The sequence below is a fragment of the Xanthobacter pollutisoli genome, assembly GCF_040044995.1.
GTDB lineage: Bacteria > Pseudomonadota > Alphaproteobacteria > Rhizobiales > Xanthobacteraceae > Xanthobacter.
In genome coordinates this window covers 1-23,617 of record NZ_JBDZDP010000018.1, presented here as the reverse complement: position 1 = coordinate 23,617, position 23,617 = coordinate 1, and the positions used below count along the sequence as shown (strand labels likewise).

General features: G+C 66.6%; 22 protein-coding genes and 6 pseudogenes. 12 read left to right on the top strand and 16 right to left on the bottom strand.

From position 1 onward, the window contains the following. The first annotated feature begins 143 nt into the window (after positions 1–143). A complete protein-coding gene (locus ABLE93_RS22045) occupies positions 144–620 on the top strand; it encodes a rubrerythrin family protein (RefSeq protein ID WP_348841935.1) in 477 nt (158 codons plus the stop codon). Between the two features lie 315 nt (positions 621–935). On the opposite strand, the gene ABLE93_RS22040 is transcribed toward ABLE93_RS22045, so the two are convergent. Together ABLE93_RS22040 and ABLE93_RS22035 are read right to left on the bottom strand one after the other, a co-directional pair. After that, a complete protein-coding gene (locus tag ABLE93_RS22040) occupies positions 936–1,175 on the bottom strand; it encodes a hypothetical protein (protein WP_041578165.1) in 240 nt (79 codons plus the stop codon). Between the two features lie 628 nt (positions 1,176–1,803). Continuing rightward, complete coding sequence (locus ABLE93_RS22035; protein WP_348841934.1) at positions 1,804–3,147, bottom strand: IS1380 family transposase; 1,344 nt, start codon at positions 3,145–3,147, stop codon at positions 1,804–1,806. 332 nt (positions 3,148–3,479) lie between these two features. Here ABLE93_RS22035 and ABLE93_RS22030 point away from each other — a divergent pair, with 332 nt between their 5' ends. From ABLE93_RS22030 to ABLE93_RS22000, 7 genes and pseudogenes are all read left to right on the top strand, one after another. Beyond that, positions 3,480–3,659, top strand: coding sequence for a hypothetical protein (locus ABLE93_RS22030; RefSeq protein WP_348841933.1), 180 nt, complete (start codon positions 3,480–3,482; stop codon positions 3,657–3,659). 335 nt (positions 3,660–3,994) lie between these two features. Beyond that, positions 3,995–4,477, top strand: coding sequence for an Hsp20 family protein (locus tag ABLE93_RS22025; RefSeq protein ID WP_348841932.1), 483 nt, complete (start codon positions 3,995–3,997; stop codon positions 4,475–4,477). 92 nt (positions 4,478–4,569) lie between these two features. Continuing rightward, on the top strand, positions 4,570–5,079 hold the full coding sequence (locus ABLE93_RS22020) for an Hsp20/alpha crystallin family protein (protein ID WP_348841931.1): 510 nt from the start codon (positions 4,570–4,572) through the stop codon (positions 5,077–5,079). A 72-nt stretch (positions 5,080–5,151) separates the two neighbouring features. Beyond that, positions 5,152–5,502: pseudogene (locus ABLE93_RS22015) on the top strand (NADH dehydrogenase ubiquinone Fe-S protein 4); the annotation flags it as partial. A 168-nt stretch (positions 5,503–5,670) separates the two neighbouring features. Continuing rightward, positions 5,671–6,036, top strand: a complete 366-nt coding sequence (locus tag ABLE93_RS22010; RefSeq protein WP_348841930.1) for an SPW repeat protein — start codon at positions 5,671–5,673, stop codon at positions 6,034–6,036. An 82-nt stretch (positions 6,037–6,118) separates the two neighbouring features. Then, positions 6,119–7,207: pseudogene (locus ABLE93_RS22005) on the top strand (Do family serine endopeptidase); the annotation flags it as partial. Positions 7,208–7,290: 83 nt separating this feature from the next. Further along, a pseudogene (locus ABLE93_RS22000) lies at positions 7,291–7,509 on the top strand (hypothetical protein). Between the two features lie 39 nt (positions 7,510–7,548). Here the strand turns inward: ABLE93_RS22000 and ABLE93_RS21995 are convergent. The 4 genes from ABLE93_RS21995 to ABLE93_RS21980 all read right to left on the bottom strand — a co-directional run bounded on the left by ABLE93_RS21995 (position 7,549) and on the right by ABLE93_RS21980 (position 13,237). Next, complete coding sequence (locus tag ABLE93_RS21995) at positions 7,549–9,762, bottom strand: amylo-alpha-1,6-glucosidase (protein ID WP_348841929.1); 2,214 nt, start codon at positions 9,760–9,762, stop codon at positions 7,549–7,551. A gap of 14 nt (positions 9,763–9,776) precedes the next feature. Further along, positions 9,777–10,892, bottom strand: a complete 1,116-nt coding sequence (locus tag ABLE93_RS21990) for a glycosyltransferase family 4 protein (RefSeq protein ID WP_348841928.1) — start codon at positions 10,890–10,892, stop codon at positions 9,777–9,779. 348 nt (positions 10,893–11,240) lie between these two features. Next, the gene (gene groL / locus ABLE93_RS21985; RefSeq protein WP_348841927.1) at positions 11,241–12,869 is read right to left on the bottom strand and encodes a chaperonin GroEL; all 1,629 of its coding nucleotides are present in this window, start codon (positions 12,867–12,869) and stop codon (positions 11,241–11,243) included. Between the two features lie 53 nt (positions 12,870–12,922). Then, complete coding sequence (locus tag ABLE93_RS21980) at positions 12,923–13,237, bottom strand: co-chaperone GroES (protein WP_348841926.1); 315 nt, start codon at positions 13,235–13,237, stop codon at positions 12,923–12,925. Between the two features lie 335 nt (positions 13,238–13,572). Here ABLE93_RS21980 and ABLE93_RS21975 point away from each other — a divergent pair, with 335 nt between their 5' ends. Together ABLE93_RS21975 and ABLE93_RS21970 are read left to right on the top strand one after the other, a co-directional pair. After that, on the top strand, positions 13,573–14,040 hold the full coding sequence (locus ABLE93_RS21975; protein WP_348841925.1) for an Hsp20 family protein: 468 nt from the start codon (positions 13,573–13,575) through the stop codon (positions 14,038–14,040). 527 nt (positions 14,041–14,567) lie between these two features. Further along, positions 14,568–14,687: pseudogene (locus ABLE93_RS21970) on the top strand (ATP-binding protein); the annotation flags it as partial. Positions 14,688–14,689: 2 nt separating this feature from the next. On the opposite strand, the pseudogene tnpB reads toward ABLE93_RS21970, so the two are convergent. From tnpB to ABLE93_RS27035, 4 genes and pseudogenes are all read right to left on the bottom strand, one after another. Beyond that, positions 14,690–14,964, bottom strand: a pseudogene (tnpB, locus tag ABLE93_RS27045) (IS66 family insertion sequence element accessory protein TnpB). Next, positions 14,961–15,125 carry a hypothetical protein gene (locus ABLE93_RS21965; protein WP_348841924.1) on the bottom strand — a complete coding sequence of 55 codons (165 nt, stop codon included), beginning with the start codon at positions 15,123–15,125 and terminating at the stop codon, positions 14,961–14,963. The pseudogene tnpB and the gene ABLE93_RS21965 overlap by 4 nt, the downstream one beginning before the upstream one ends. 143 nt (positions 15,126–15,268) lie before the next feature. Next, positions 15,269–15,436 (bottom strand): transposase domain-containing protein, encoded by a 168-nt coding sequence (locus tag ABLE93_RS27040; RefSeq protein ID WP_394030655.1) that lies wholly within the window; start codon positions 15,434–15,436, stop codon positions 15,269–15,271. Between the two features lie 72 nt (positions 15,437–15,508). Next, positions 15,509–15,957, bottom strand: a pseudogene (locus ABLE93_RS27035) (IS66 family transposase); the annotation flags it as partial. On the opposite strand from ABLE93_RS27035, the gene ABLE93_RS21955 reads away from it, so the two are divergent. Beyond that, positions 15,940–17,025, top strand: a complete 1,086-nt coding sequence (locus ABLE93_RS21955) for an IS110 family RNA-guided transposase (protein ID WP_348841923.1) — start codon at positions 15,940–15,942, stop codon at positions 17,023–17,025. The pseudogene ABLE93_RS27035 and the gene ABLE93_RS21955 overlap by 18 nt on opposite strands. A gap of 28 nt (positions 17,026–17,053) precedes the next feature. On the opposite strand, the gene ABLE93_RS21950 is transcribed toward ABLE93_RS21955, so the two are convergent. From ABLE93_RS21950 to ABLE93_RS21930, 5 genes are all read right to left on the bottom strand, one after another. Continuing rightward, positions 17,054–18,283, bottom strand: a complete 1,230-nt coding sequence (locus tag ABLE93_RS21950) for a multidrug effflux MFS transporter (RefSeq protein ID WP_348841922.1) — start codon at positions 18,281–18,283, stop codon at positions 17,054–17,056. Between the two features lie 76 nt (positions 18,284–18,359). Next, on the bottom strand, positions 18,360–19,304 hold the full coding sequence (locus ABLE93_RS21945) for an efflux RND transporter periplasmic adaptor subunit (RefSeq protein WP_348841921.1): 945 nt from the start codon (positions 19,302–19,304) through the stop codon (positions 18,360–18,362). Next, on the bottom strand, positions 19,301–19,507 hold the full coding sequence (locus tag ABLE93_RS21940) for a DUF1656 domain-containing protein (protein WP_348841920.1): 207 nt from the start codon (positions 19,505–19,507) through the stop codon (positions 19,301–19,303). The genes ABLE93_RS21945 and ABLE93_RS21940 overlap by 4 nt, the downstream gene beginning before the upstream one ends. Positions 19,508–19,514: 7 nt before the next feature. Next, positions 19,515–21,578 carry an FUSC family protein gene (locus tag ABLE93_RS21935; protein WP_348841919.1) on the bottom strand — a complete coding sequence of 688 codons (2,064 nt, stop codon included), beginning with the start codon at positions 21,576–21,578 and terminating at the stop codon, positions 19,515–19,517. Continuing rightward, positions 21,575–22,048: a MarR family winged helix-turn-helix transcriptional regulator gene (locus tag ABLE93_RS21930; protein WP_011993040.1), complete on the bottom strand. Its 474-nt coding sequence runs from the start codon at positions 22,046–22,048 to the stop codon at positions 21,575–21,577. The genes ABLE93_RS21935 and ABLE93_RS21930 overlap by 4 nt, the downstream gene beginning before the upstream one ends. 206 nt (positions 22,049–22,254) lie before the next feature. Between ABLE93_RS21930 and ABLE93_RS21925 the strand changes: the two genes are divergently transcribed. Continuing rightward, positions 22,255–23,262, top strand: a complete 1,008-nt coding sequence (locus tag ABLE93_RS21925; protein ID WP_348841918.1) for an MBL fold metallo-hydrolase — start codon at positions 22,255–22,257, stop codon at positions 23,260–23,262. A 48-nt stretch (positions 23,263–23,310) separates the two neighbouring features. Here ABLE93_RS21925 and ABLE93_RS21920 read toward each other — a convergent pair. Continuing rightward, a partial coding sequence (locus ABLE93_RS21920; protein WP_348841917.1) for an AI-2E family transporter occupies positions 23,311–23,617 on the bottom strand: 307 nt, incomplete at its 5' end.

Here is a 23,617-nt window from a genome sequence, read left to right as displayed (position 1 = left end):
AAGGGCGAGGCGAACTGAATACAATGATACCAACGGCTGATCCGTCGGCTACTTGTCGTCGTCAGGACTTGGTCAGGTCGCGCGCCTATCGAAGAAGCCGCCGCTCCGCTGGGCGACACTTTGATTTCCTGGGAGACCGATCCATGACAATCATTCGCAACCTTCTCGTCGCCGGTGCGCTCGTCGGCGCCTCACTCGCCGGCGCCCCTGCCTTTGCGGCTGAGACGCTGAACCCGCAGACTCAGAAAAATCTGGACGCGGCCATGCATGGTGAAGCCTTCGCGAACCTGAAGTACCAGGCGTATGCTGAGCACGCGCGCAAGAGCGGCCATCCTGAGATCGCAAAGCTGTTCGACGAGAGCGCGAACGTGGAAGCCAATGAGCATTTTGCCCGCGAGGCCGATGCCCTTGGCCTCGCCAAGACCGACGAGGCCAACCTGCTCGACGCCATGGCGGGTGAGCACTACGAGAACACCGAGATGTACGTGAATTTCGCCAAGCAGGCGGATGCAGTGGGGGACAAAGAGGTCGCGGAACTGTTCCGGCAGATCGCGGCGGATGAAGGCGACCACTACGCGGCCTACAAAGCCGCGGCCGAGAAGCTGCGCGCTGGAAAGTGAACCAATTGAGCGGCGTCATATATCATGGCGCCGCTCGCATAAATTATCATCAATATATAATGGCATATTGAGACGGTTCATTTATTTGAAGGATAGATTTTAATACCGCTGCCTGCGAAGGCCTCTGCAATCCACACCTCCTGACGAACGCAACACGCCGCTCGGAGCAAGATCAATACGGAACAGCACGTCGTCGGCCTTGAGCGGGGCGTTCGGCGCGACCGGCACCTCGCTCGGCACGATCGCTACCGATCGGCGCCCGGCCGCCGCCCGACTTGCCATCGGCGTCGGAGCCGCTTGATCATCGCTGATCCTTCATATCTCGGTGCCGGCCACTGGCCGCTCCGCCAACGCAAAACTCTGAAGTTTTCGGGCTTTATTGCAATCGGCGTCCGCCGTGGTGATGACTGCCAAGAACGCTGCCCTGACGATCTCTTTCCGTGTGGCGTCAGGGAATTCCTGTCGCACCGCATCAAACAGCTGCTTCGGACTAAGGTCAGGCGCAGCCAACCGAACCAGCACGGCACAAATCTCCTGAGCGCGTTTCGTGACCATGAGAGACGCATCCTTCAACATCATGCAACGATGCTCGATGGCATGCAGAATGCCTTCCGAGCCGACCGGGTGCAATGACCGCTTTCGCGAGGTCGGGCGCGTGTCTCGTCCGATGCAAGTGGCGCACACTTAGACCAGGCTCGGCGCAGCGCCTTCGGCAGCTAACAATCACTTTAGCACTTTCCGCACGGATTTCACTGCTTGAAATCGTGCGCGCGTGCGCTCGTCGGCGCCGGGACCTGGCCTGAAATGTGAATAAGCGCGAAAATTGGACCTCCCTCAAATGACTTTCAACGCGTTGAATTTACTTCAAGAATCTCATGCCACCTAGGGTCCCGATCAGCGCCGATCGGGACCCCAGTCGTTTTCGGAATTTATGTGCTGAATGAAGGAGCTAGGCCATCTCTAGCCGGGGTCCCATTTCCGCGCTTATTCACAGGCTTCTACAATTCCTGCCGCCTGCACTCGGCCCTCGGCTATATCAGCCCAGCCGAGATGGAACGCAGAGCGGCTTAACCGCCCTTATTCACCGGCGTGCGCGGCGTGTTTTTCACCGCGGCGTGGGCTGGAACTTGGGGAACGGGTTGGAGGGGCGGAGCGGGTTCGCAAGGGCCTGACGCCCGATGGTTCAGGGCACGGCGGGCCTGATCGAGGTTGCCAGGTGGCGGAAGAGGACGGCGTCGGGGCAGGCGCTGGCGAAAGCGACGCGCACCCGGCTGGCGGTCTCGGTGACGCGGGCGGCGACCTTGAGGAGCCGGAGCCGGATTGTCGTGAACTCGGCCTTGGCGAGGGCATGGGCCTTGGGGATGGCGTCGCGCACGGCGAGGATCAGCCAGTAGGCGGCGGTGTGAAGGACAAGCCGCATCTGGTTGGCAGTCGCGGCCCGGCAGTTGGTGCGTTCGGAGGCGAGTTGGGCCTTGTGCAGCTTGATCAGGTTCTCGGCCTGGCCGCGGGCGCAATAGAGGTCGGCATAGAGCCATTCGGCGGTGCCGGTCGCGATGTTGGTGACGACGTAGCGGATGTCGAGACCGAGCCGCGTCGCCTCGATGCGGGCCGAGACGCGGCGCTCTCTTGTCCAGGATTTGGCGGCATGGGTGGTCTCGGCGAAGCCACGCACCGCGTCCTTGTCCTCGATCGCCCGCTCGACGCGGATGTCGTCGGCGACCCCCTCGACCTTGGCAGCGAGTGCCTTCGTGCCAGTGAGGCCGAAGACGTAATCGACGCCGTGCGCCTCGCACCAGTCCATCACCTCCGGCCGGCAATAGTGGCCGTCGCCGCGGATGGTGATGCGGGTCGTCGGCCAATGGCGGCGGATCGCCCGGACGAGACGGCGGACGTGACCGCGCACCTCGGTGCCGGAGGGCGTCTTGCCCGGCCGCAGGATCATCGCCACCGGACGGCCGGTCGCCGTATCGTAGACGTGGATCGGCAGGAAGCAGCGCTCGTCGTAGTGGGCATTAAAGAGCGACAGCTGCTGGTGACCGTGAACCACGTCGACCGTGTCGTCGATGTCGAGCACGACCGCCTCGGGCAGCGTAGAGTAGCTTGCGCAGTAGAGGTCGACCATCACCCGGCCGAGCCTGACGAGGTCGCGCAATCCCGGCGCGTTCTCCCAGCGCGACACGGTCGGCTGGCTCATCAGGTCGGTTCCGCTCTCCGGCAGCCGCCCGCAGGCGAGCTTGAAGGCGGGGTCGGTGCGCAAGGCATCGAGATCGTCGGCGTCTTCGTAGCCGCAGGCGATGGCGAGGATGCGGGCGAGCAGGATCTCAGAGAGCGGGTGAACCACCCGCGTCGGATCACGCCGATCGGGGATCACCGCCGCAAGCTTCTCGGCGATCCCCATCCGTCGCGCTGCCTCGGCGAGCAGCATCACGCCACCGTTCGACGACAGGCGCCCGCCGTCGAACGCGGCGGTGAGCTTCTTGCCCCGGATGGCTGGAAACCAGAACGGCAGAGTCGTATCGTCGGTCATGGCGGGTGTGGCCGGCTCGATGGGGTGGAAAGGGTTGGCTTCAACAACCGAATCCTACGCCACATCAATCGCTTAGGCTACATCCGCCAGCCCCACAGGCGGGCCATCATGAATAAGACGGGTTAACCCCGTCCACTTTTTCGGGGGAAGATCACGGGCGCGCCCGCATCGAGCAGGCCGTCGGCAAGCTCAAGCGCCTCAAGCGGGTCGCCCTACGTTGCGAAAAGACCAAGCGAAACTTCACAGCCATCGTCGCCCTCGCCGCTGCATTCGTCTTGGTCAAATCCGTCCACACCGCCTAAATCTGCGCTGCTGCATCTCAGGAGGCGCGAATGCCATTCTCGCAGGAAGGTTTTGACCCCGAGACGATAGCGCTGCTCGAAAGCTGCCTCGACCAAGCGGTGACGCTCGCGGCAACGCGCGTCAGGATCGGCGAAGGCCTGCGCCACATGCTCGCCGCTGCCCTGATCGAAGGCTACGATCATATGACCTGCGCGAGCGGGAAGCACTGATGGTCTTCGCGTTGCGCGCCTTACCCGCCTTCCGTGACAAGGATCCTCAACTGCCGGCCGGCACATAGAGGCGGATCGTTCGGCGATCGTAAGCCGCTCGAGGAGCAGCGGGGGCGCCACCCGTCGCCCGAAGGCTCGATAGGCCGTGGCCACGTCCGCTGCACCTGCCGTGGACAATTTGGATCAGCGGTTGTTCACCCCTCTTGCACTGACGTAACCCCTTCCTAAATCGCTTGCTGCCGGCGGCCCTTGGGGCCGGCAGGTCGCGCGGGCGCCGCTCGGCGTCCGGCGATCAGATTGTCTTGTACCCATGTTGCTCAATGGAGGATGTGGCTATGAGAACCACTCTCGACTTTGCTCCCCTGTTCCGGTCGAGCATCGGCTTCGACCGCATGCTGAACACGCTCGAGACCGCGAGCCGTGTCGCGACGATCGACAACTGGCCGCCCTACGACATCGTCAAATCCGGCGAGGACGACTACCGCATCACCATGGCGGTGGCGGGCTTCACGGAAGGCGACCTCACCCTCACCCAGGAGCAGAACCTGCTGGTGGTGACGGGTCAGAAGTCCAGCGATGAGGGCGATGATGGCCAGTATCTCCATCGCGGCATCGCCGGTCGGGCCTTCGAGCGCCGCTTCGAGCTCGCCGACCATGTGAAGGTCACCGGCGCGAGCCTCGTCAACGGCCTGCTCACCATCGAGCTCAAGCGCGAGATCCCCGAGGAAAAGAAGCCGCGTCGCATCGCCATCGCGACCGACGCCGCGCGTCCCCAGGGCGAGGTGAGGCAGATCGATACCGAGAAGCGCGCGGCCTGAAGCGCTTCCCACGACGCATCACATTGGAACGCCGGGCGCACCCGCCCGGCGCCACGGAAAGCTTTTGCACCCGAACGGAAAGGAGAAAAATCATGAGTGTACGTGACCTTATCCCGTGGGGCCGCGACAATGGCAGTTCGGTCCCCACTGTCTTCCGCGACGACGAGCGCAGCCCGTTCCTCTCGTTGCACCGCGAGGTGAACCGGCTGTTCGACGACGTCTTCCGCTCCTTCGACCGCGGCCTGCCGGCCTTCGGCGCGCTGCCGACCTTCAACGTCGGCTGGCCGAGCGTCGAGATCGCCGAGACCGAGAAGGAGATCAAGGTGACGGCCGAGGTCCCCGGTCTCGAGGAGAAGGACGTCGAGGTGCTGCTCGACAACGGCGTGCTGACGCTCAAGGGCGAGAAGCGCTCGGAGACGCAGGACAAGGAGAAGCAGTTCTCCGAACGCTTCTATGGCCGCTTCGAGCGGCGCATTCCGCTCGGCGTCGAGGTCGAGGAGGACAAGATCGATGCCCGCTTCAGGAACGGCGTGCTGAGCATCGTGCTGCCCAAGAGCGCGAAGGCGCAGTCGCAGGTGAAGCGCATCGCCATCAAGCACTGAGACCATCGCCGGCCGGCAGTGACCCTATGGCCGGCTGCCGGTCGCATCCTTCGCCGACGAGGGAGGGATGAGATGCTGAAGACCGTCAGAGAAACACCGTCCAACTCTACAATCCATCGACCAGCGAACTGGCCTGCCAATGACGCACGCGGTCCGCTGGCGATGGGGCGCTCCGTCTTCCCGGAGGATGCGGTCGCCCGCATCTTCAGGCCGTCGCGTTGCGTGATGACGGCGGGCCGCGCGCGCTGCAAGGGGTGGCGCCTCGTCTTCGAGCGGCGCGGCGCACCCGTCATCGAGCCGCTGATGGGCTGGACCGCCGGTAGCGACACGCTCGCCCCGGTCGAGCTCGACTTTCCCACGCTAGACGCCGCTATCCGTTATGCCGAGCGGCAGGGCCTCGCCTATGTCGTCCAGCCGGCGGCGCGATGCCAGGAGCGCATCCCTCCCTCGCACGAAGTCCGACCTGCCGGCCGGGCTCCGTTTCCCGACCTTGGGCACTTCAGCCCGCCGGCGCAGCGTGCGCGAGCGCGTCCGCCCCGCCGCGCAATACCGCACCATCAATCGCAACCGAACAGATGAGGAGGATCAATCATGCTGAAGTCACTGTCTGTAGACACGCCGAAGGCCTTCGACGTCGTCACCATCATCGCCGGCCTCGGCCTTGCCCTGGCGCCCTGGTATCTCGGTTTCACCACCGAGGCCGCCGCGGCTTGGAATGCCTGGATCGTCGGCGCCGCCGTGACGCTGATCGCCGTGGCCGCCCTGTTCGCCTTCCACCAGGTTGAAGAATGGGCGAACGCGGCACTCGGCCTGTGGGCGATCATCGCGCCCTGGGCTCTCGGCTTCTCGGCGCTGTCCGTCGCCGTCGCTGCCCATGTGATCGCCGGCCTTGTCGTCGCGGCCGTGGCGGCGGCCCGCCTGTGGTTTACCACCGGGCGTCCTTACTCGAGCGCCTGATCGTGAGCCGGCCCGGCGCCCTGCCGGGCAGGCCTTTCATTCGCTCCAACAGAAGGAAAGCAACCTAATACGGGGGCCAGGCATGCTCACGGGTCCTACACGGAAGAAAAGGATGATCACCACCCTTCTGGTGGCGCTGGCGCTGGTGGCCGGGATCGCGTCACCTGCCCTCGGCCAACCGGCGATCGCGGGCATGGCGGGCGGCGTTCCGACGCTGGCGCCAGTGCTCGATCGGGTGACGCCAGCGGTGGTGAACATCTCGGTGATCTCGCGCGCGCCCGGCTCATCGAACCCGCTCTACGACGATCCCTATTTCCGCCGATTCTTCGATCTGCCGGACATGCCGCAGGAGGAGCCGCGGCTGAGCGCCGGCTCCGGGGTCATCATCGATGCCGCGCGCGGCCATGTGCTGACGAACCATCACGTTGTCGCCGGCGCAAGCGAGATCGTCGTCACGCTGAAGGACGGGCGCCGACTGCGCGCCCGTCTCATCGGCTCGGACAAGGCGACCGATATCGCGCTCCTGAAGGTCGAGGCGACCAACCTCGTCGCATTGCCGATCGGCGATTCGGACCGCGTGAAGGTCGGGGACTATGTGGTCGCCATCGGCAATCCCTTCGGCCTTGGCCAGACGGTGACCTCCGGCATCGTCAGCGCGCTCGGGCGTACCGGCATCAGCAATGACGGCTATGAGGACTTCATCCAGACCGACGCCTCGATCAATCCCGGCAATTCCGGCGGCCCGCTGGTGACACTGGACGGTCGGCTGGTCGGCATCAACACCGCCATACTGAGCCCGGCCGGCGGCAATGTCGGTATCGGCTTCGCCGTGCCGAGCAACATGGCCGTGGCGGTGATGAACCAGCTGGCCCGCGACGGCAGGGTCCATCGCGGCCGGGTCGGTATCGCCGTGCAGGACGTCACGCCGGAGATCGCCGAGGCGCTCGGGCTGGGCGACGTGCGTGGCGCGGTGATCGCCGGTGTCGAGCCGGGCTCGCCCGCGCAACGGGCCGGCCTCGCCGCGGGCGACGTCGTGACGGCGGTCGACGGCAGTCCGGTGCACAGCGCCGCCGGCCTGCGCAACCGCATCGGCCTGACACCCGCCGGCACGAGCGTGACATTGACCGTACAGCGCAGCGATGGCCTTCGCGATGTCAGCGTGAGGATCAGTTCCTGAGGAGCGTCCCGCTCATGCCGGCATAGAACTCTGCCGTTGCCGACCTATCTCGAAGATGTTTCGACAGGGAGGACGTCGTGAACGCCAGTGACGTCGTCGCCGTGCTCGGCCCGGTCGATGAGAGCCTCATCGCCGACATCCTCATGACCGGAGCCACGCGCTAGGAACTGGCGCAGGCCCGGGCCTAGCGCCAGGCCGACGAGGCGCTGATCGATGAAGGCCGGCAACACCCGTCGTCGCGCGTCGCCGAGCTCGTCGCGCTTCTCGAGGAGCTGGACGAGGACGGCGAGGAATGAGGCCGGCGCGCCTCGTAGACGCGCCCGCCCTGATCCGCCTCAGCTCGTCGTCAGCACCCGCAACGGGCCGCGCCGGTCGAGCACATCGACCACCACCTTGCCGCCGGAGCGGCGCAGCGCGACGTCGACCGCCCCGCCGTCGAGCCTGAGATCGCGCAATGTGACCTCGCCGAGGAAGTCCGGCAGCGTGGGTTCGTCGAAGGTGACGTGCAGCCGCTCCGGGTCGAAGCCGAGCCCGAGGCAGGCCTGCAGCATGTAGAGCGGAGCCGCCGCTGCCCAGACCTGCGGCATGCAGGCGACCGGATAGAAGGTCGGCCCGCGCGTCTGCTGGCGGGCAAAGCCGCAGAAGAGCTCCGGCAGGCGGCGCAGGTCGATATAGGTCGAGGCGGCGAACAGGCCCTCGAAGATCCGCGCCGCCTCGCGCTTGAAGCCGTAGCGGGCGAGGCCGGCGGCGATCAGGGCATTGTCGTGCGGCCAGACCGAGCCGTTATGGTAGCTCATCGGGTTGTAGCGCGCTTCACTGCTGGCGATGGTACGCAGGCCCCAGCCGCAGAACAGCGTCGGTCCCATCAGCGTGCTCGCCACGGAAGCTGCCCGATCCGGCAGGGCGATGCCGGTGAGCAGGGCATGCCCGGCATTGGAGCTCCTGATACGGCAGGGCCGCTTCTCGCCGTCGAGCGCCAGCACATAGGTGCCGAGCGCCGCGTCGAAGAAGGCCGCATCGAAGGCGGCGCGCAACGCCTCTGCACGCCGGTCGAACCCGGTCGCACGTTCAGGGTGCCCCAGGGCGCGGGCGACGTGCGCGGCGGCCCGCCAGGCGCCATAGGCATAGGCCTGCACCTCGGCGAGGGCGATTGGGCCGCGCGCCAATGTGCCGTCGGCATGGAAGACCGAGTCATGGCTGTCCTTCCAGCCCTGATTGATCAGCCCCTCCACGGTCTGCCGGCCATATTCGACAAAGCCGTCGCCGTCGCGATCGCCATGGTTCTCGATCCAGCCGAGCGCCGCCTCGATGTTCGGCCAGAGCCGGCGCAGCGTAACAAGGTCGCCGGTGCGCTCAAGGTAGGCGCCCGCCAGCATGATGAAGAGCGGGGTGGAATCGACGCTGCCATAATAGCGCCGGAACGGCACCTCCCTCAGCTCTGCCATCTCGCCATGGCGCACCTCGTGCAGGATCTTGCCCGGCTCGGCGTCGGCCTCCGGGTCGAATTCCGTGGCCTGGTTGGCGGCGAGATGCAGGAGCACGCCGCGGGCAATGGCCGGGTCGAGCCACAGCGTCTCCAGCGCGGTGATCAGCGCGTCGCGCCCGAATACCGTGCTGAACCACGGGATGCCGGCGTAGGGATACGGACCCTCCGGCATGTCGGTAACCAGCATGTAGAGGTCGGAGACCGAGCGGCGCACCGCCTCGTTGAAGATGTCGTTCGAAGTGATGATCGCCGTCGCCCGCGAGGCGGAGGAGCGCAACGCGCGGCGCGCATCGCGCATCGCGCGAAGGAAGGCAGGACGCACTGGCCTCTCGCTGGCGCCGTCGCAGGCGATCTCCAGCACGAGCGTGCTGGCTTCGCGCGGAGCAAGGTCCACGACGAATGTCGCGCGCTCCGTCATGAGCTCCTGCGGTGCGGGGTCGAAGCGCAGCGTGGTCTGCCGTCGCCGTCCATCAAGGCCGAGATAGGCGAGCTTCACCTGGTCGGCCGTTATCTCCGGCTTTTGCAGCGTGCCGCGCCGCGCCCGTTGCGTGCCACGTACCTCGAACAGGTCGGCAAAGTCGGCGGCGAAGGCGATGTCGATCCTCACCCGCCGGGACCGGTCGTCGAAGTTGCTGATGGCGATCCGCTCATGGCAGGTGCCGTTCCACAGAAAGCGCGAACGGCGCAGATGAAGCAGGTCGTGCTCCAGCACCAGCCGGCCCTCGGCATCGAACAGGTCGGGGTTGGTGAGATCGCAGGTCAGCGTCGCGTTATCGTCGCGCAGCGTCGAGGACAGCAGCATCGGCCGCTGCCCGGCGATGGTCAGGTAGAGATGTGAGAGATAGCGCGTGTCGCGATGGTAGAGGCCCTCCGGGCTGCCCGGCCCGGAGAGCGCATCGCCATTGTGGTCGAACACGGCGAAGGTGTCACCGTGCTTGAGCGTGCGCGGCCGCCGCTCCTGCAGCGAGGCGGCGGCCGGGATGAAGAACTGCGCCAGCGGCGTGCCTGGCCCGGTCGGCGCCGGCGCATGCGCGACCGCTTCCGCACTGGTCGTGCCGTGCATGGAGGACCTCCCGCTCAGGCGACGACCCGCAATTCGATGCCATCGGCCAACCCGTTGCCGGTGCCGTTGGCCACGGCGGGAATGCGCATCGCAGCACGGCGCAAACCGGGGAGATCACGATAGATGGCGAGATAGTCGAGCGCCATCCGCTCGGCGGTGAAGCGCTCCTCGAAGGTGGCGCGCACCTCGGCGCGGTCGAGCTGGCCGACCGAGCGCACCGCCGCCACCGCCTCGTCGATGTGGCTGACGACGAAGCCGGTGACGCCGTCATCGATCACCTCCGGCACCGAGCCGTGGCGGAAGGCGATCACCGGCGTGCCGCAGGCCATGGCCTCGATCATGACGAGCCCGAACGGCTCCGGCCAATCGATTGGAAACAGCAGTGCGCGGGCATTGCCAAGGAAATCGGCCTTCTGCTGCTCGTTGATCTCGCCGATGAACTCGACATTGGGATGCCGCGCCACCATCGGGCCGATCACCTCGTCCCAATAGGCTTGGTCGGCCTTGTCCACCTTGGCGGCGATCTTGAGCGTCATGCCGGCGCGGGCGGCGATCTCTATGGCGTGGTCGGGCCGCTTCTCGGGCGAGACGCGGCCGAGGAAGGCGAGATAGTCGCCATGCGGGTTCGCGGTGAAGGGCAGGACGTCTCTCGGCAGGCCATGGTGCACGGTGCCGGCCCAATGGACCGGTGGCATGGGGCGGCGCTGATCGTCCGAGATGGAGACGAGCGGATAGTGCGGGAAGGCGGAATAGAAGGGCCTGAGGTCGGGCAGGTCGAGACGGCCGTGCAGCGTCGTCACCATGCGGTCGGCAAAGGCACTGGCGAGCGGATAGTGCAGGAAGTCGACATGGAAGTGCAGCACGTCGAACTCGGCGGCCCGGCGGCGCACCTCCTCCAGCATCATCATGTGATAGGGCAGCGGGTCCCTGACCTGCGGATTGAGCCTGAGCGCCATGTCGCAGCAGGGCACCAGCTCGGCCGCAGTCTTGGAATCGCCGCTGGCGAACAGCGTCACCTCATGGCCCTGCCGGACCAGTTCCTCGGTGAGATAGGACACGATGCGCTCCGTCCCGCCATAGAGCCGTGGCGGACAGCATTCCGCGAGCGGGGCGATCTGGGCGATCTTCATCGGCAAAACCTCCTCGTGTGAGCAAAGCGTTGACAATGAGCGCGGGTCGGAGAAGTCCGGTAGCCACCATTGAGCGGCGTGGCCGCCTTCCTCGTCATGGAAGTCGCTGCGGGGATCGAATCGATCCGGTCCGTCCGGCACCCGCCGCAACGAACCCGCGCGATAGCGGCCGTGCTGAGCAGGACCTCCCCGGTTGGCGATATCGTCGAGATGCCCCGCGCGGCGCGCCCGTGGCATCTCAGTTGATGGAAGCGCGCCCGCCTTGTTCAAGGCAAATGCGTTCCGGCGTGGGAGCCGGTTCATTCTGGCGCGAGACAGGGACCCGGATCTCCTCCGGGCCCCGCCTTGTCAGAAGTCCATGCCCGCGCCGGCGGGAACGGCGGGTGCTGCTTCCTTCTTCGGCTTCTCTGCGACCAGAGCCTCAGTGGTGATCAGCAGCGAAGCGACCGACGCCGCATCCTGGAGCGCGGTGCGCACGACCTTCGCCGGGTCGATCACGCCATTGGCGACGAGGTCCTCGTAGGTACCGGTCGCGGCGTTGTAGCCCCAGTTGTAGTCGTCCTTCTCCAGAAGCTTGCCGACGATCACCGAGCCATCCTCGCCAGCATTGCTGGCGATCTGACGCGCCGGCGTCTGAATGGCGCGACGAACGATGGCGACGCCGGCCTTCTGGTCCTCATTGGCGGGCTCAACGGAATCGATCGCCTTCAGCGCACGCAGCAGGGCGACGCCGCCGCCCGGCAGGATGCCTTCCTCGACCGCCGCGCGGGTGGCGTGCAGCGCGTCATCGACGCGGTCCTTCTTCTCCTTCACCTCGACCTCGGTCGCGCCGCCGACGCGGATCACCGCGACGCCGCCGGCGAGCTTGGCCAGGCGCTCCTGCAGCTTCTCACGGTCATAGTCCGAGGTGGTCTCCTCGATCTGCGCCTTGATCTGCGAGGTGCGGCCCTCGATCTCCGCCTTCGCGCCGACACCGTCGACGATGGTGGTGTTCTCCTTCTCGATCACCACCTTCTTGGCACGGCCGAGCTGAGCGAGAGTGACGTTCTCGAGCTTGATGCCGAGGTCCTCGGAGATCACCTGGCCGGCGGTGAGGACGGCGATGTCCTCGAGCATGGCCTTGCGGCGATCGCCGAAGCCGGGCGCCTTCACCGCCGCGACCTTCAGGCCGCCGCGCAGCTTGTTGACCACGAGCGTGGCCAGCGCTTCGCCCTCGACGTCCTCGGCGATGATGAGGAGCGGCCTGGAGGTCTGCACCACCGACTCCAGGAGCGGCAGCATGGCCTGCAAACCGGACAGCTTCTTCTCATGGATCAGGATGTACGGATCCTCGAGCTCGACCCGCATCTTCTCGGTGTTCGTCACGAAATACGGCGAGACATAGCCGCGGTCGAACTGCATGCCTTCGACCACCTCGAGTTCGGTGGCGGCGGTCTTGGCTTCCTCGACGGTGATCACGCCTTCATTGCCGACCTTCTGCATCGCCTCGGCGAGGAAACGGCCGATCTCGGTGTCGCCATTCGCGGAGATGGTGCCGACCTGGGCGATCTCGTCGTTGCGCGTCACCTTGCGCGCACGAGTCTTGAGATCCGCCACTACCGCGTCCACCGCGAGGTCGATGCCGCGCTTGAGGTCCATCGGGTTCATGCCGGCGGCTACCGCCTTGGAGCCTTCCTTGACGATGGCCTGGGCGAGAACGGTGGCGGTGGTGGTGCCGTCGCCGGCAAGGTCATTGGTCTTCGAGGCCACTTCGCGCACCATCTGCGCGCCCATATTCTCGAACTTGTCCTCAAGCTCGATTTCCTTGGCGACGGTGACGCCGTCCTTGGTGATGCGGGGAGCGCCGAAGCTCTTCTCGATGACGACATTGCGGCCCTTCGGGCCGAGCGTCACCTTCACCGCATTGGCAAGCGTGTCCACGCCACGCAGCATCTTCTCGCGCGCCTCGGACGAGAACTTCACTTCCTTGGCAGCCATGTCCTGTCCTCCTTCCTGGATTGCTATGGCTCACGATCTCAAGGGATACACGGTCAGGCAGCCTTCCTGGCCGTCCCGCTCCGTTCGATCACGCCGAGAATGTCGCTCTCCTTCATGATGAGCAGGTCCTCGCCGTCGATCTTCACCTCGGTGCCGGACCAATTGCCGAACAGCACGCGGTCGCCGGCCTTCAGGTCGAGCGGCACCAGCTTGCCGGCCTCGTCGCGCGCGCCGGGCCCGGCGGCGACGACCTCGCCCTCCTGGGGCTTTTCCTTGGCGGTGTCGGGGATGATGATGCCGCCGGCCGTCTTCTCGAGGGCCTCGATGCGGCGCACGACGACACGGTCGTGCAGCGGGCGGAAATGCATGCAGATCCTCCTGGTGCAGGCAGCGATGTCATGAACTCGGCGGCTGGGCGCACGAGCGGACATCGAGCTAGGAAGGCTGCGTTTCTCGTTCAAGAGGGTACGCAAAAAATTTTGTCACTCGGCGTCATTAAGTGCCAATCAGCTGAAAACAATAGAGAATATCGAATCAGGGTGACGCGGTGAGAGGTGGCCGAGAAATTTTTCATGTCCCTCTTGAACGAGATTTTTTCGCTCCCCAGATCGCTTGTCGCCGGTGCCTGAAAGGACCGGCGCGTGGCGCCCGTGGCAAGGCTGCGGGCGGCTCGTGTCCATGTTGCTCAGTGGAGAATGTGGCTATGAGACCCTTCGACTTTGCTCCGCTTTATCGTTCCACCGTCGGCTTCGACCGGCTGTTCGATCTCATCGATACTGCGGCGGGGCCGCGTCCGGACTGGCCGCCCTACAATATCGAGAAGACCGGCGAGAACGCCTACCGGATCACCATGGCCGTTGCCGGCTTCCGTCCCGACGAGGTCGAGCTCACGCAGCAGGCCAATACGCTGGTCGTCACGGGCAAGAAGACCGCGGACGCAAACCACCGCCAGATGCTGCACAAGGGCATCGCCGTCCGCGATTTCACGCAGACCTTCAATCTCGCCGACTATGTGAAGGTGTCCGGAGCGACGCTTCAGGACGGCCTGCTGTCGGTCGAACTGGCGCGCGAGGTGCCGGAACGGCTGAAGCCGCGCCGCATCGAGATCGCTTCCGCAGGCCAGCCGGCCGAGAGCAACGTCAGGCAGATCGAGCAGGCCAAGGCGGCCTGATCTTTCCCGCCCGAAGAGCCTGCATCCCGCCTCCCGGCATTCGCCGGAGGCCGGCCTGTGGAGGATTGGAGATGCTGCACGAAATAAATGTAAGCACCGGGATTCTTCCATCTCGCGTGCCATGGGGCGAACCGCGCTCGCCGGGAGAGGTCCTGGCCGACCCAACCATGAGCACGGGGTCAAAGCGGGCACTCCTCGCGTCATGGGCCTCGGATCGGTATGCCGTGCCGAACCGGCCGGACCTTCGCCGCCCGGAGACAGGAAAGATCCTGGTCCTCTCCGACATACTCGAGGCGCTGCAAGCTCTGGACGAGGTGACCGATCTTCAGCAGATAGCGCCGCTCCGAAGCGCCCGCCCATCCTCTGAAGGGACCTGTGCCGCCGGCATGTGAGGCCAGAACATTCCGGACCGCAGCTCGCTTTAGATGGAGCCGGTGCCTGCCCGCAGCTGCTCATTGCGTGTCTTGCAACCTTCCGCCGTTCTTGTCATGTCACGCGTCCAGCTTTCAACTGCATGGCCTATCCCCATGACGACGCAAACCTCGCAGAGCCGCCCTTTCGAAGCCGATGTTTCCCGCCTGCTGCACATGATGGTGCACTCGGTCTATTCCGACCGGGACGTATTCCTGCGCGAGCTGATCTCCAACTACTATGCCGCCAAACAGGACCTCGATATGGTCGCGTGACTCAAACCAAACCGCCTCCGGAAAACCCGGGACGCTTCATACAGGTTCGCCGCCTGTCCGTCGTGCCAGATGATCTTGACGAGGTCGCCGCGCCGTCCGCGGAAGCAGAAGATATGGCCGCCAGCGGATCTCGCCTCAGGACCTCCTGCACTTGCAACGCCAGGGAGGCGAAGCCCTTGCGCATATCCGTGTGGCCTGTCGCCAGCCAGACCTTCACGCCGACCGGGATAGGGATCATCGCGCCCTCAGGGCGGCGATCGCATCGCGCAGCGCTCGGCCATCCACGTCGCCCTCCAGCCGCAGCCGGTCGCCAGAAGCCAGTTCAATCTCGATGCGGCCCTCGCGACGAGCCTTACGCTTACGCGGCGATGGCTCGTCCAGGGGTGAAACGGTCTCCATCGGCGGCTCCACCATCACCGGCAGGAAGGCTGGCAACTGGGGCGTGACCCGTTCGCAGAGCTGCTTGCGCCGTAAGCATACGCTGAGTGCCGCTGGATTGTTGCGTGCGCGCGTGGCAGCGGGCGGCTATGATGACTGCGGGCTCAGGCGGCCTGCGCGGCAGCAGGTTCTTGGGTGCTGCGTTTCCACTCCCAGGGCAGGAGTTCGTGCAAGCGGTTCTGTGGGATTGAGGCGATGCGCGCGAAGACATCGGCCAGCCAGGCGTGCGGGTCGATGTCGTTGAGGCGCGCCGTCATGATGAGCGCATACATGACGGCGGCCCTGTCAGCGCCGCGATCGGAACCGGCGAGCATCCATGCCTTTCTTCCAAGGGCCAGACCACGCAGAGCTCGTTCCGCCGCATTGTAAGGCAGATTCTGCCGTCCTCGGCAAAGCGGGCGAAGTCGCACCAGCGCTTGAGCATATAGTCGACCGGCTTGGCGAAGGAGGAAGAGCGCGAGAGTTTGGAGCGCTGCTCGCGCAACCAGGTTTCCAGATCGGCCAGTAGCGGCACACTCCTCTCCTGCCGGACGGCCAAGCGCTCGGCGGCGGCGAGGCCATTGATATCGCGCTCGATGTCGAACAGGACATCGATGCGCTTGACCGCCTCCAGCGCGATCGGCGAGATGGCCGCGGCCGTTCGTCCTCGACGGGCATTCTTCGCGATGTCGGCCAGTTCGAAGAACTGCCTCCTCGCGTGATGGCATGGACACCCCCTTCCGCCGTGCCCTTGGAACGGATCATCATTGGGCGTCGCTCGAAGAGGAGATCTGCCATGCCGAAGGAAGTCCACGTCGTTGGTCTCGATATCGCCAAGTCCGTTTTCCAGGTTCACGGGGCCGACCGCAGCGGCAAGGCGGTGGTTCGCCGCCGGCTTCGGCGGGACGACGTCGAAAATTTCTTCCGTGATCTTGCCCCTTGCCTCGTCGGCATTGAGGCCTGCCCGAGCGCGCATCATTGGGCTCGAAGGCTGCGGGACCTGGGACACGAGGTGCGCCTGATCCCGGCCCAGTATGTTCGACCCTTCGTGAAGACGAACAAGAACGACGCGGCCGACGCCGAGGCGATCAGCGAGGCGGTGGTGCGCCCCTCCATGCGTTTCGTTCCCATCAAGGAGGAGATGCAGCAGGAGATCCTGATGATCCACCGTGTCCGCGAGATGCTGGTCGGACAAAGGACCCAGCTGATCAACGCCATTCGAGGCCATCTCGCCGAGTTCGGCGTCATCGCTCCGAACCGAGCCCACAATATCGGGCTTCTGACTGCCATGATTGAGGACGTGACCGATCTGCGCATTCCGCCCGTGGCCCGTCATGCCCTGCGCCATCTCGTCGAGCAGTTGCGGGAGGTCAAGACCAAGCTGGTGCGGATCGAGGAAGATCTGGCGATGGTGGCGAAGCGCTCCGATGAGGCGATGCTGGCACCCCTGCGCCGGGCCGAATGGGTGGTCTATGCCAAGCGCCCGTTCGCGGGACCGGCGGCGGTGCTCGCCTATCTGTCGCGCTACACCCACCGCGTGGCGATCTCCAACAGCCGGCTCCTCGCCATGGACGACCGCGGGGTCACCTTCCGCTGGAAGGATTATCGCGCCCGGGCCAAGGCCACAGGCGACAGTTGGATCAAGGCCATGACCCTGCCGGCGGATGAGTTCATTCGCCGCTTCCTGCTCCATGTCCTGCCCGACGGCTTCCACCGCACCCGGCACTACGGCCTGTTCGCCGGCGCCATCCGTGCCGCCAACATCGACAGGATCCGCGCGCTTCTCGCCAAGGACGATCCCGGCGCCTCACTGGTTTCGCGCGACGGACTGGTATCAATGAGAACAGCGATTGTCTTGATATCCATGGATCTTACCCTGTGATGCCCATTCGCCGCATCGTGCGGCTGCTCTACGAGGCCGTGCGCCTTGGTCGCCCGGCTATCCAGAAGGCCGCTTGAGCGATGATGCCGGAGCCGGCAAGCACAAGAGCGGCGGCGAGCGCGGGGTCGGATCCGACACCGGCCAAGGCCGTGCACAGGGCGCCGACCGCCATCTGCATGGCGCCGTAGAGGCCCGAGGCGGAGCCGGCGACGCGGGGATTGACGCTCAGGGCCTCTGCCAGCGCGGCGGGGGCCGCGGTGCCCACGCCCACGGAAAATATGAACACGGTGGCGATGGCCAGGGGCACGGTGAGCTGATCCGACAGCACGACGGCGAGCAGGATGAAGGCGGCTGCCACGCTGACCCCATTGGCGCCCACCAGCAGACGGCCGACGGAAACACGGGCGATGAGCCGGCTCGCCAGCATGCTGCCCACCCACACCCCCAGGACCAGGAGGGCGATATAGCCCCCGACGCTGGCCGTGGGCTGGTGCAGTTCGCCGGTGAAGATGAAGGGGGCCGCCGCGACGAAGCCATAGAGGGAGGTGGTGGCGCAGCCGCCGCCCACGGCGTAGCCCCAGAAGGCTGGCGCCCGCAGCAGTTGGCCATAGCTCTCCATTAGACCGATGGCGGCGCCTTCGGTTGCCCGTCCGGTCTCCGGGAGAAGACGCCAGGTGAGCAGGAGGTTGACCACGCCGAGGAGGGTCAGGGCGATAAAGATGGAGCGCCATCCCGCCGCATCGGCGAGAAAGCCGCCCACCAGCGGCGCCGCGCCCGGACCGACGGTGATCATGAGATTCATCAAGGCGAGGCGCCGGGTGGTGTCCGCCGGCGCCGAGGTGTCGCGCACGATGGCGCGCGCGAGCACGAGGCCGGCGCAGCCGCCCAGCGCCTGGAACAGCCGGGCGGCGATGAGGGCGTTGACGCTCGGCGCCAGCATCGCCGCGAGGCCGGCGACGGTGTAGAGCGAGAGCCCCGCCAGCAGGACGGGCCGGCGCCCGAACCGGTCGGCGAGAGGCCCGTAGACGAGCTGCCCGCCGGCGAGGCCGAGGATGTAGAGGCTGATGGTGAGCTGCATGGCCGCCATCCCGCCGCCGAGATCCTGCTGGGCGACGGGCAGCGCCGGCACGAAGACGTGCATGGCGAGGGTGCCGGAGAAGGCCAGGAGCGCCAGCAGCCAGAGCGGCGCCCTCCGGTGGGGCGGCTCACCCCCCTTCAGCTGTTCTGATGCCGGCGGAGCACTCAGCGGAGCATTCATGGCATTTCGTCCTGGCGTCACGGCAAAGCGCGGAGCGGCCCCCGAGGCGGTCCGTCCGCAGGGCGGCGCAGCGCTCTCATCGGGCCGGCCGCGCGGCGTGCACGGATTGGGCGTCCGACGGGTCCGCGTGCGCGGTCTTGCCGGCGACACCGGGTTCGATCTCCACGGTGGCGGTGAGGCCGGCCACGAGGCGGATATCGGCCGGCACGTCCTCCAGGGCGATGCGCACCGGCACGCGCTGGGCAAGGCGCACCCAGTTGAAGGTCGGGTTGATGTTGGCGAGCAGGCCGGAGCCGGCCGTGCGCTCGCGGTCCTCGATGGCCGCCGCGACGCTCTGCACCCGACCGCGCAGCAGGGTCGGCTCGCCCATCAGGCGGATCGTGACGGGATCGCCCACATGGATGCGCGGCAGCTTGGTCTCCTCGAAATAGCCCTCGACCCGAAGCGAATCCGTATCCACCAGGGCCACCACCGCCTTGCCAGTGGAGACGTAGTCGCCCCGCCGCAGCTCCAGATTGGTGACGATGCCGTTGGCTGGCGCCTTGATCTCCGAGCGCTCGAGGTTGAGCCGGGCGAGGTCGCGCTCGCTCACCGCCTGCTGGTAGGCCGCGTCGGCCTGGGTGAGGGCGGTCTGGGCCTGCTCGGCGTTCTGCGGCGAGACCACCTGCCGCTCGCGCAACTGCGTGTAGCGTGCGAGGTCGCGCTTGGCCTGCTCCAGCGTCGCGGCGCGGCCCTCCACCGCAGCCTCCGCCTGCTTCAGGGCGATGGCGAAGCGCTCGCGGTCCACCCGGAACAGGGCGTCGCCCTTCTTCACCGCGGCGTTGTCGCGGACCAGCACCTCGCTCACGAGACCGGAGACGTCGGGAGCGATGCCGACCACGTCGGCGCGCACGCGGGCGTCCCGCGTCCAGGGGGCGTTCATGTAGGTGTCCCAGAGCGCGCGGCCCACGAGAACGGCGCCCGCGACCACCATGAGGGTGACGCATATGCGGACCCACTTCGCGACATCGATCTTCATCATGCGATCCGTTGGAGAAGGGCATATCCCGCGCCGGTCACGAGCACGAACACGGCGAGGTCGAACAGCGCCCGGTGCCAGATGAGGCGGCCGAGCCCCACCTGGCTGAAAAGACGGGAGAGGAGCCGCGTGACCGCCATGGCGGCGAGCGCGAGGAGGAGAAAGGTCGGCACGTAGACGCCGAAGATGTCGAGTTCCGCGGGCATGCGTGTCTCACTCGGCCGCGAGCAAAGGCGGGGCGACGGCGCCCCGTGCCGGCGGCAGGAGGGGCGCCGCGGCCCCGGGGAACAGAGCCTGCCTGAGACCGACCAGCGCCTGCAGGGCATTATCCGCCGCCTGCCCGGCGCGCTGGGCAAGCACGGCGCGGATCGCCTCGTCCACATGGTCCAGAAGGCCGGCGGGCGGCAGCAGCACCGCGCCGGCCTTCTGCTGCGTTCGGAAATGCCCGGCTACCCCTTCGAGGACGGCGTTGATGGCGTCCTTTGCGGCACCAGGCAGCGCCCGGCGATCGCGCTGCAGATCAAGGACATTGTAGCCGATGCGCAAGTCTCTGAGCCCGTCCGTGGCGAGGCCGTCGTCGATGGCGCCCGAGGCGAGGCGGGGAATGAGCAGACCGAGGCGGTCGAGGGTGCGGCTCACCAGCACGCGGTGGTCCTGCAGGCGGGTGCCGGCGGCGCAGGCGGCAAGGTCCGCCCAGCCCGAGCGCACGAGGCGGCGGGCGGTGATCTCGGCGCCGAAGGGTTTGGTCGCCAACGCCCAGATCCAGGCGAACAGGAAGCCGCCGGTCACCGCCAGGCTTTCATTCACATAAACGGTGAAATCCGCATTGTAGTGGCTCTGGACCGAGAGGGAGCCCGAACCCGTTGCGGCGAGCAGTAGGGTGACGAGGCCGAGTTCCGGGCGGGGAATGAGCGCCCCAACCAGCAGGAACGGCAGCACCAGCACCAGCACGAGCATCGCGAAATCGTGGATCTGGGGCACCACCGTGAACAGAAGGACCCCGGCGATCACCTGGGCCGTGGTGCCCCAGACCACCATCATCCAGAGGAACGGGGCTGGCCGGTCCTGGGCGCCGAAGAAGCAGCAGGCGACCGCCGCCATGGCCACGAAATTGGCGCCGCCGGGCCATCCGCTCGCGATCCAGATCAGGCTCGCCGTCAGGGTCGCGAGCGCGGCGGAAGCGGTGGAGAATAGCAGCAGGCCGTGATCATGATGGCGCGCGGTGCCGATGACGGGGCGGTGGTGCAGCACGGGCGCCCAGTGTCCCGCAGCAGGGTCTCCAGCCACCTGCCGGCGTAACGCGAGGCAGTCCTGCCAGAGATCGACAAGCTCTTTGAGGCGGGCGCAGAGGTTCGCATGAAGGAGGCTCGGCCAGTCCCTGAGGGCGCCGGGATCCGGAGTCAGCTCAGCGATCCGTGCGCGCAACCGCTCCGGCGTGTCGGGAGCGCCCCCGATCCAGTCCGCGATTTCGCGGGCGAGGGCGACAAGATCGTCCCGCGCGCTGCCCATCGCTTCCTCGCGGGTGATCGCGCGCATCCGGTCGTTGAGGGAGGACAGTACCGGCAGGAGCAGCAGCAGGCGCCCGCGGAGCTCTCCGGCTTCGCGGGCGAAGGCGCGCGCCTCGGGATCGTGTGCCAGTTGCATGATGAGCGCGTCGAGCGCCGCGACGTCCGCGGCGAGCTTCTGTCGGACCAGAGGCACGGCCTCATCCGTCACCTCGCCACGCAGCACCTCGCCGGCCCAGGCGCCGGCATCGCGCAGCCAGCCGCCGACGCGTGCGGCGAGGGCCGGCCCGACGCTCACCGGGAACACGACCGCGCCCACGAGGCTTGCGCACAGGATCCCGAGGATGATCTCTTCGCTGCGAGCGAGAGCCACGTCGAAGATGGTCTCCGGCGCGGTGACCGTCGGCAAAGCGATGATGGGCAGAGTGTAGGCCGCCAGCATGAACACGTAGCTGCGGGGCGTGCGATCGAGCAAAGAGAGGTAGAGCAGCCCTCCGATCCAGGCGGCGACGGCGATGCTCAGAAGCTCGGGGGCGCTCACGAACGTCGGCACGAGCACCACCGCGCCAGTGGCGCCGATGAGGGTACCGAGCATGCGATAGAGCGCCTTGGAGGTAGTGGCGCCGGTGAGCGGGTGGGACACCACATAGACCGTGGTCATGGCCCAATAGGGGCGCGGCAGGTCCATGGCCAGGGCCACGTAGAGCGCCAGCATGGCGGCGGTGAAGGCCTTGGTGGAGAACAGCCAGTCGCGCGCCGAGGGAAGCTTCAAGAGTCCGCCTCCAGGAGACTAGGGTTCTGCTGGAGGCGGGTATGGGCGTGCTCGAGGGCCTCGAGCACCCGGAGGGTCGCCTCGACGTCCGCTTCGCTGATCTCGGCGAAGATGCGGGACCGCAGCCTGGCGATGGCGCGCTCGATGCGCTCCGCGAGCTGCTCGCCCTCCGCAGTGAGCCACAGGGTCTTGGCGCGACGGTCCTCCGGATCGTCCCGGCGCACCACGAACCCGGCGTCACAGAGCTGGTCGAGCAAGCGGACGAGGGACGTGCCTTCGATGCCAACGTGTGCCGCAAGGGTCACCTGACGCACGCCGCCGCCGAGGCGCCTCAGCCACACCAGGGGCGAGGCGCAGGCCTCCGAAATGTCATCGGCCGCGAGCGCGGCTTCCGCCAGCCGCCGCCATTGCCGGCCCGCCTGCAACAGGCCGGAGGTGAGCCGCCGACGGCTTGCTTGTTGGTTGTTCATGAGCACATACTGTGTCAGAAATTAATTCTGATGCAATCAATTTGGGTCGTGAGCGGGGCGGCGACCGGATCAAGCCGAGGGCGGCTCGACCGCAAGAGCCTGCGCAAAGCGACCGTCCATGCGGACCGCACGAACCTCTCACATGTGGCCGGTGAATGGGCCGCCTCGGTCCGGGAATGGGAAAGCGTGCGATATGGGGAGCGAGCATGACCACCGGCCTGCATGAAGCCGTCTCGGACGATCTCAGCGAGGTTGCGCCCGGCCTGCTGCGCGTGCGTGTGCCGCTGCCCTTTCCGCCGAGCGAGGTCAACGCCTGGCTGCTCTCGGGGCCGGACGGATGGACCCTGATCGATTCCGGCATTGACGACGCCCCGACGCGGGCGCTTTTCGCGCGGGTGCTGGCTGATCCGCTGCTCGGCGGACGGCCGGTGGCGCGGCTCCTCGGGACCCATTTCCATCCGGACCATGTGGGGCTGGCGGGTTGGCTCCATGCCCGCACCGGCGCCGACATCCACATGAGCCGCCTGGAGTGGATGCAGGCGCGCCTGCTCCTCAACGAGGATCCCGTGGAGGTGATTCCTCAGCTCGTGGCCCACAACCGGCTGTGCGGCGCGCCCCAGCCGTTCCTGGACCTGGTGGAACGCCGGGGCATGCTTTATCCCAAATGGGTCGGGCCGCTGCCCCGGCGCTATATGCGGGTGAAGGAGGGGGACGAACTGACGCTCGCCGGCAGCGCGTGGCGGGTGATGATCGGCGAAGGCCACGCGCCGGAGATGATCTGCCTCTATTGCGCGGAGAGAGACCTGCTGATCGCGGCGGACCAGATTCTCGCACGAATCTCGCCGCACATTGGGACGCACCCTTCGGACCCATGCGCCGATCCGCTCGGCGCGTTCCTGGGATCGCTCCTTCAGTTCGGGGCGCTGCCCGAAGGCACTCTGGTCCTGCCTTCCCACGGCGACCCGTTCTACGGCCTCCATGGGCGGATCGCCGCGCTCAAGGCGCATCACGACGAGCGGCTGGAACGGCTCATGGACTTTTGCATCGAGCCGCGCACGGTGATGGAGACGCTGGAGGTCCTGTTCCGGCCTCTGCCGCTCGATCAGACCGGCTTCGGCCTCAGCGAGGCGCTGGCGCATCTCCGCCACCTTGTCAGCCGCGGGGAACTGGGGCACGGGATGGACGCGCAAAGGTGGGTGTTTGCCCGGCGCTAAGACACTTCGGAGCAGACACATGCAGTTTGCACGGCAAGCGGCGACAGCTCATGAGGGTTGCATCTTGTCATCCGAGAAGAGCGACCATGCGGCAACGAACAGGGCGACGATCAGCGGGCCGAGGACAAATCCATTCATGCCGATCAGCGAGAGGCCGCCCACGGTGGAAATGAGCACGGCGTAGTCCGGCAGCATGGTACCCTTCCCCACCAAAGCTGGCCGCAGGACGTTGTCCACCGTGCTGATCACCAGCGTGCCGATCGCGAGCAGGATGGCGCCCTTCAGATAGGCGCCGGTCAGCAGCAGATAGGCTGCCGCCGGCACCCAGACCAGTCCGGCGCCCACAGCGGGCAGA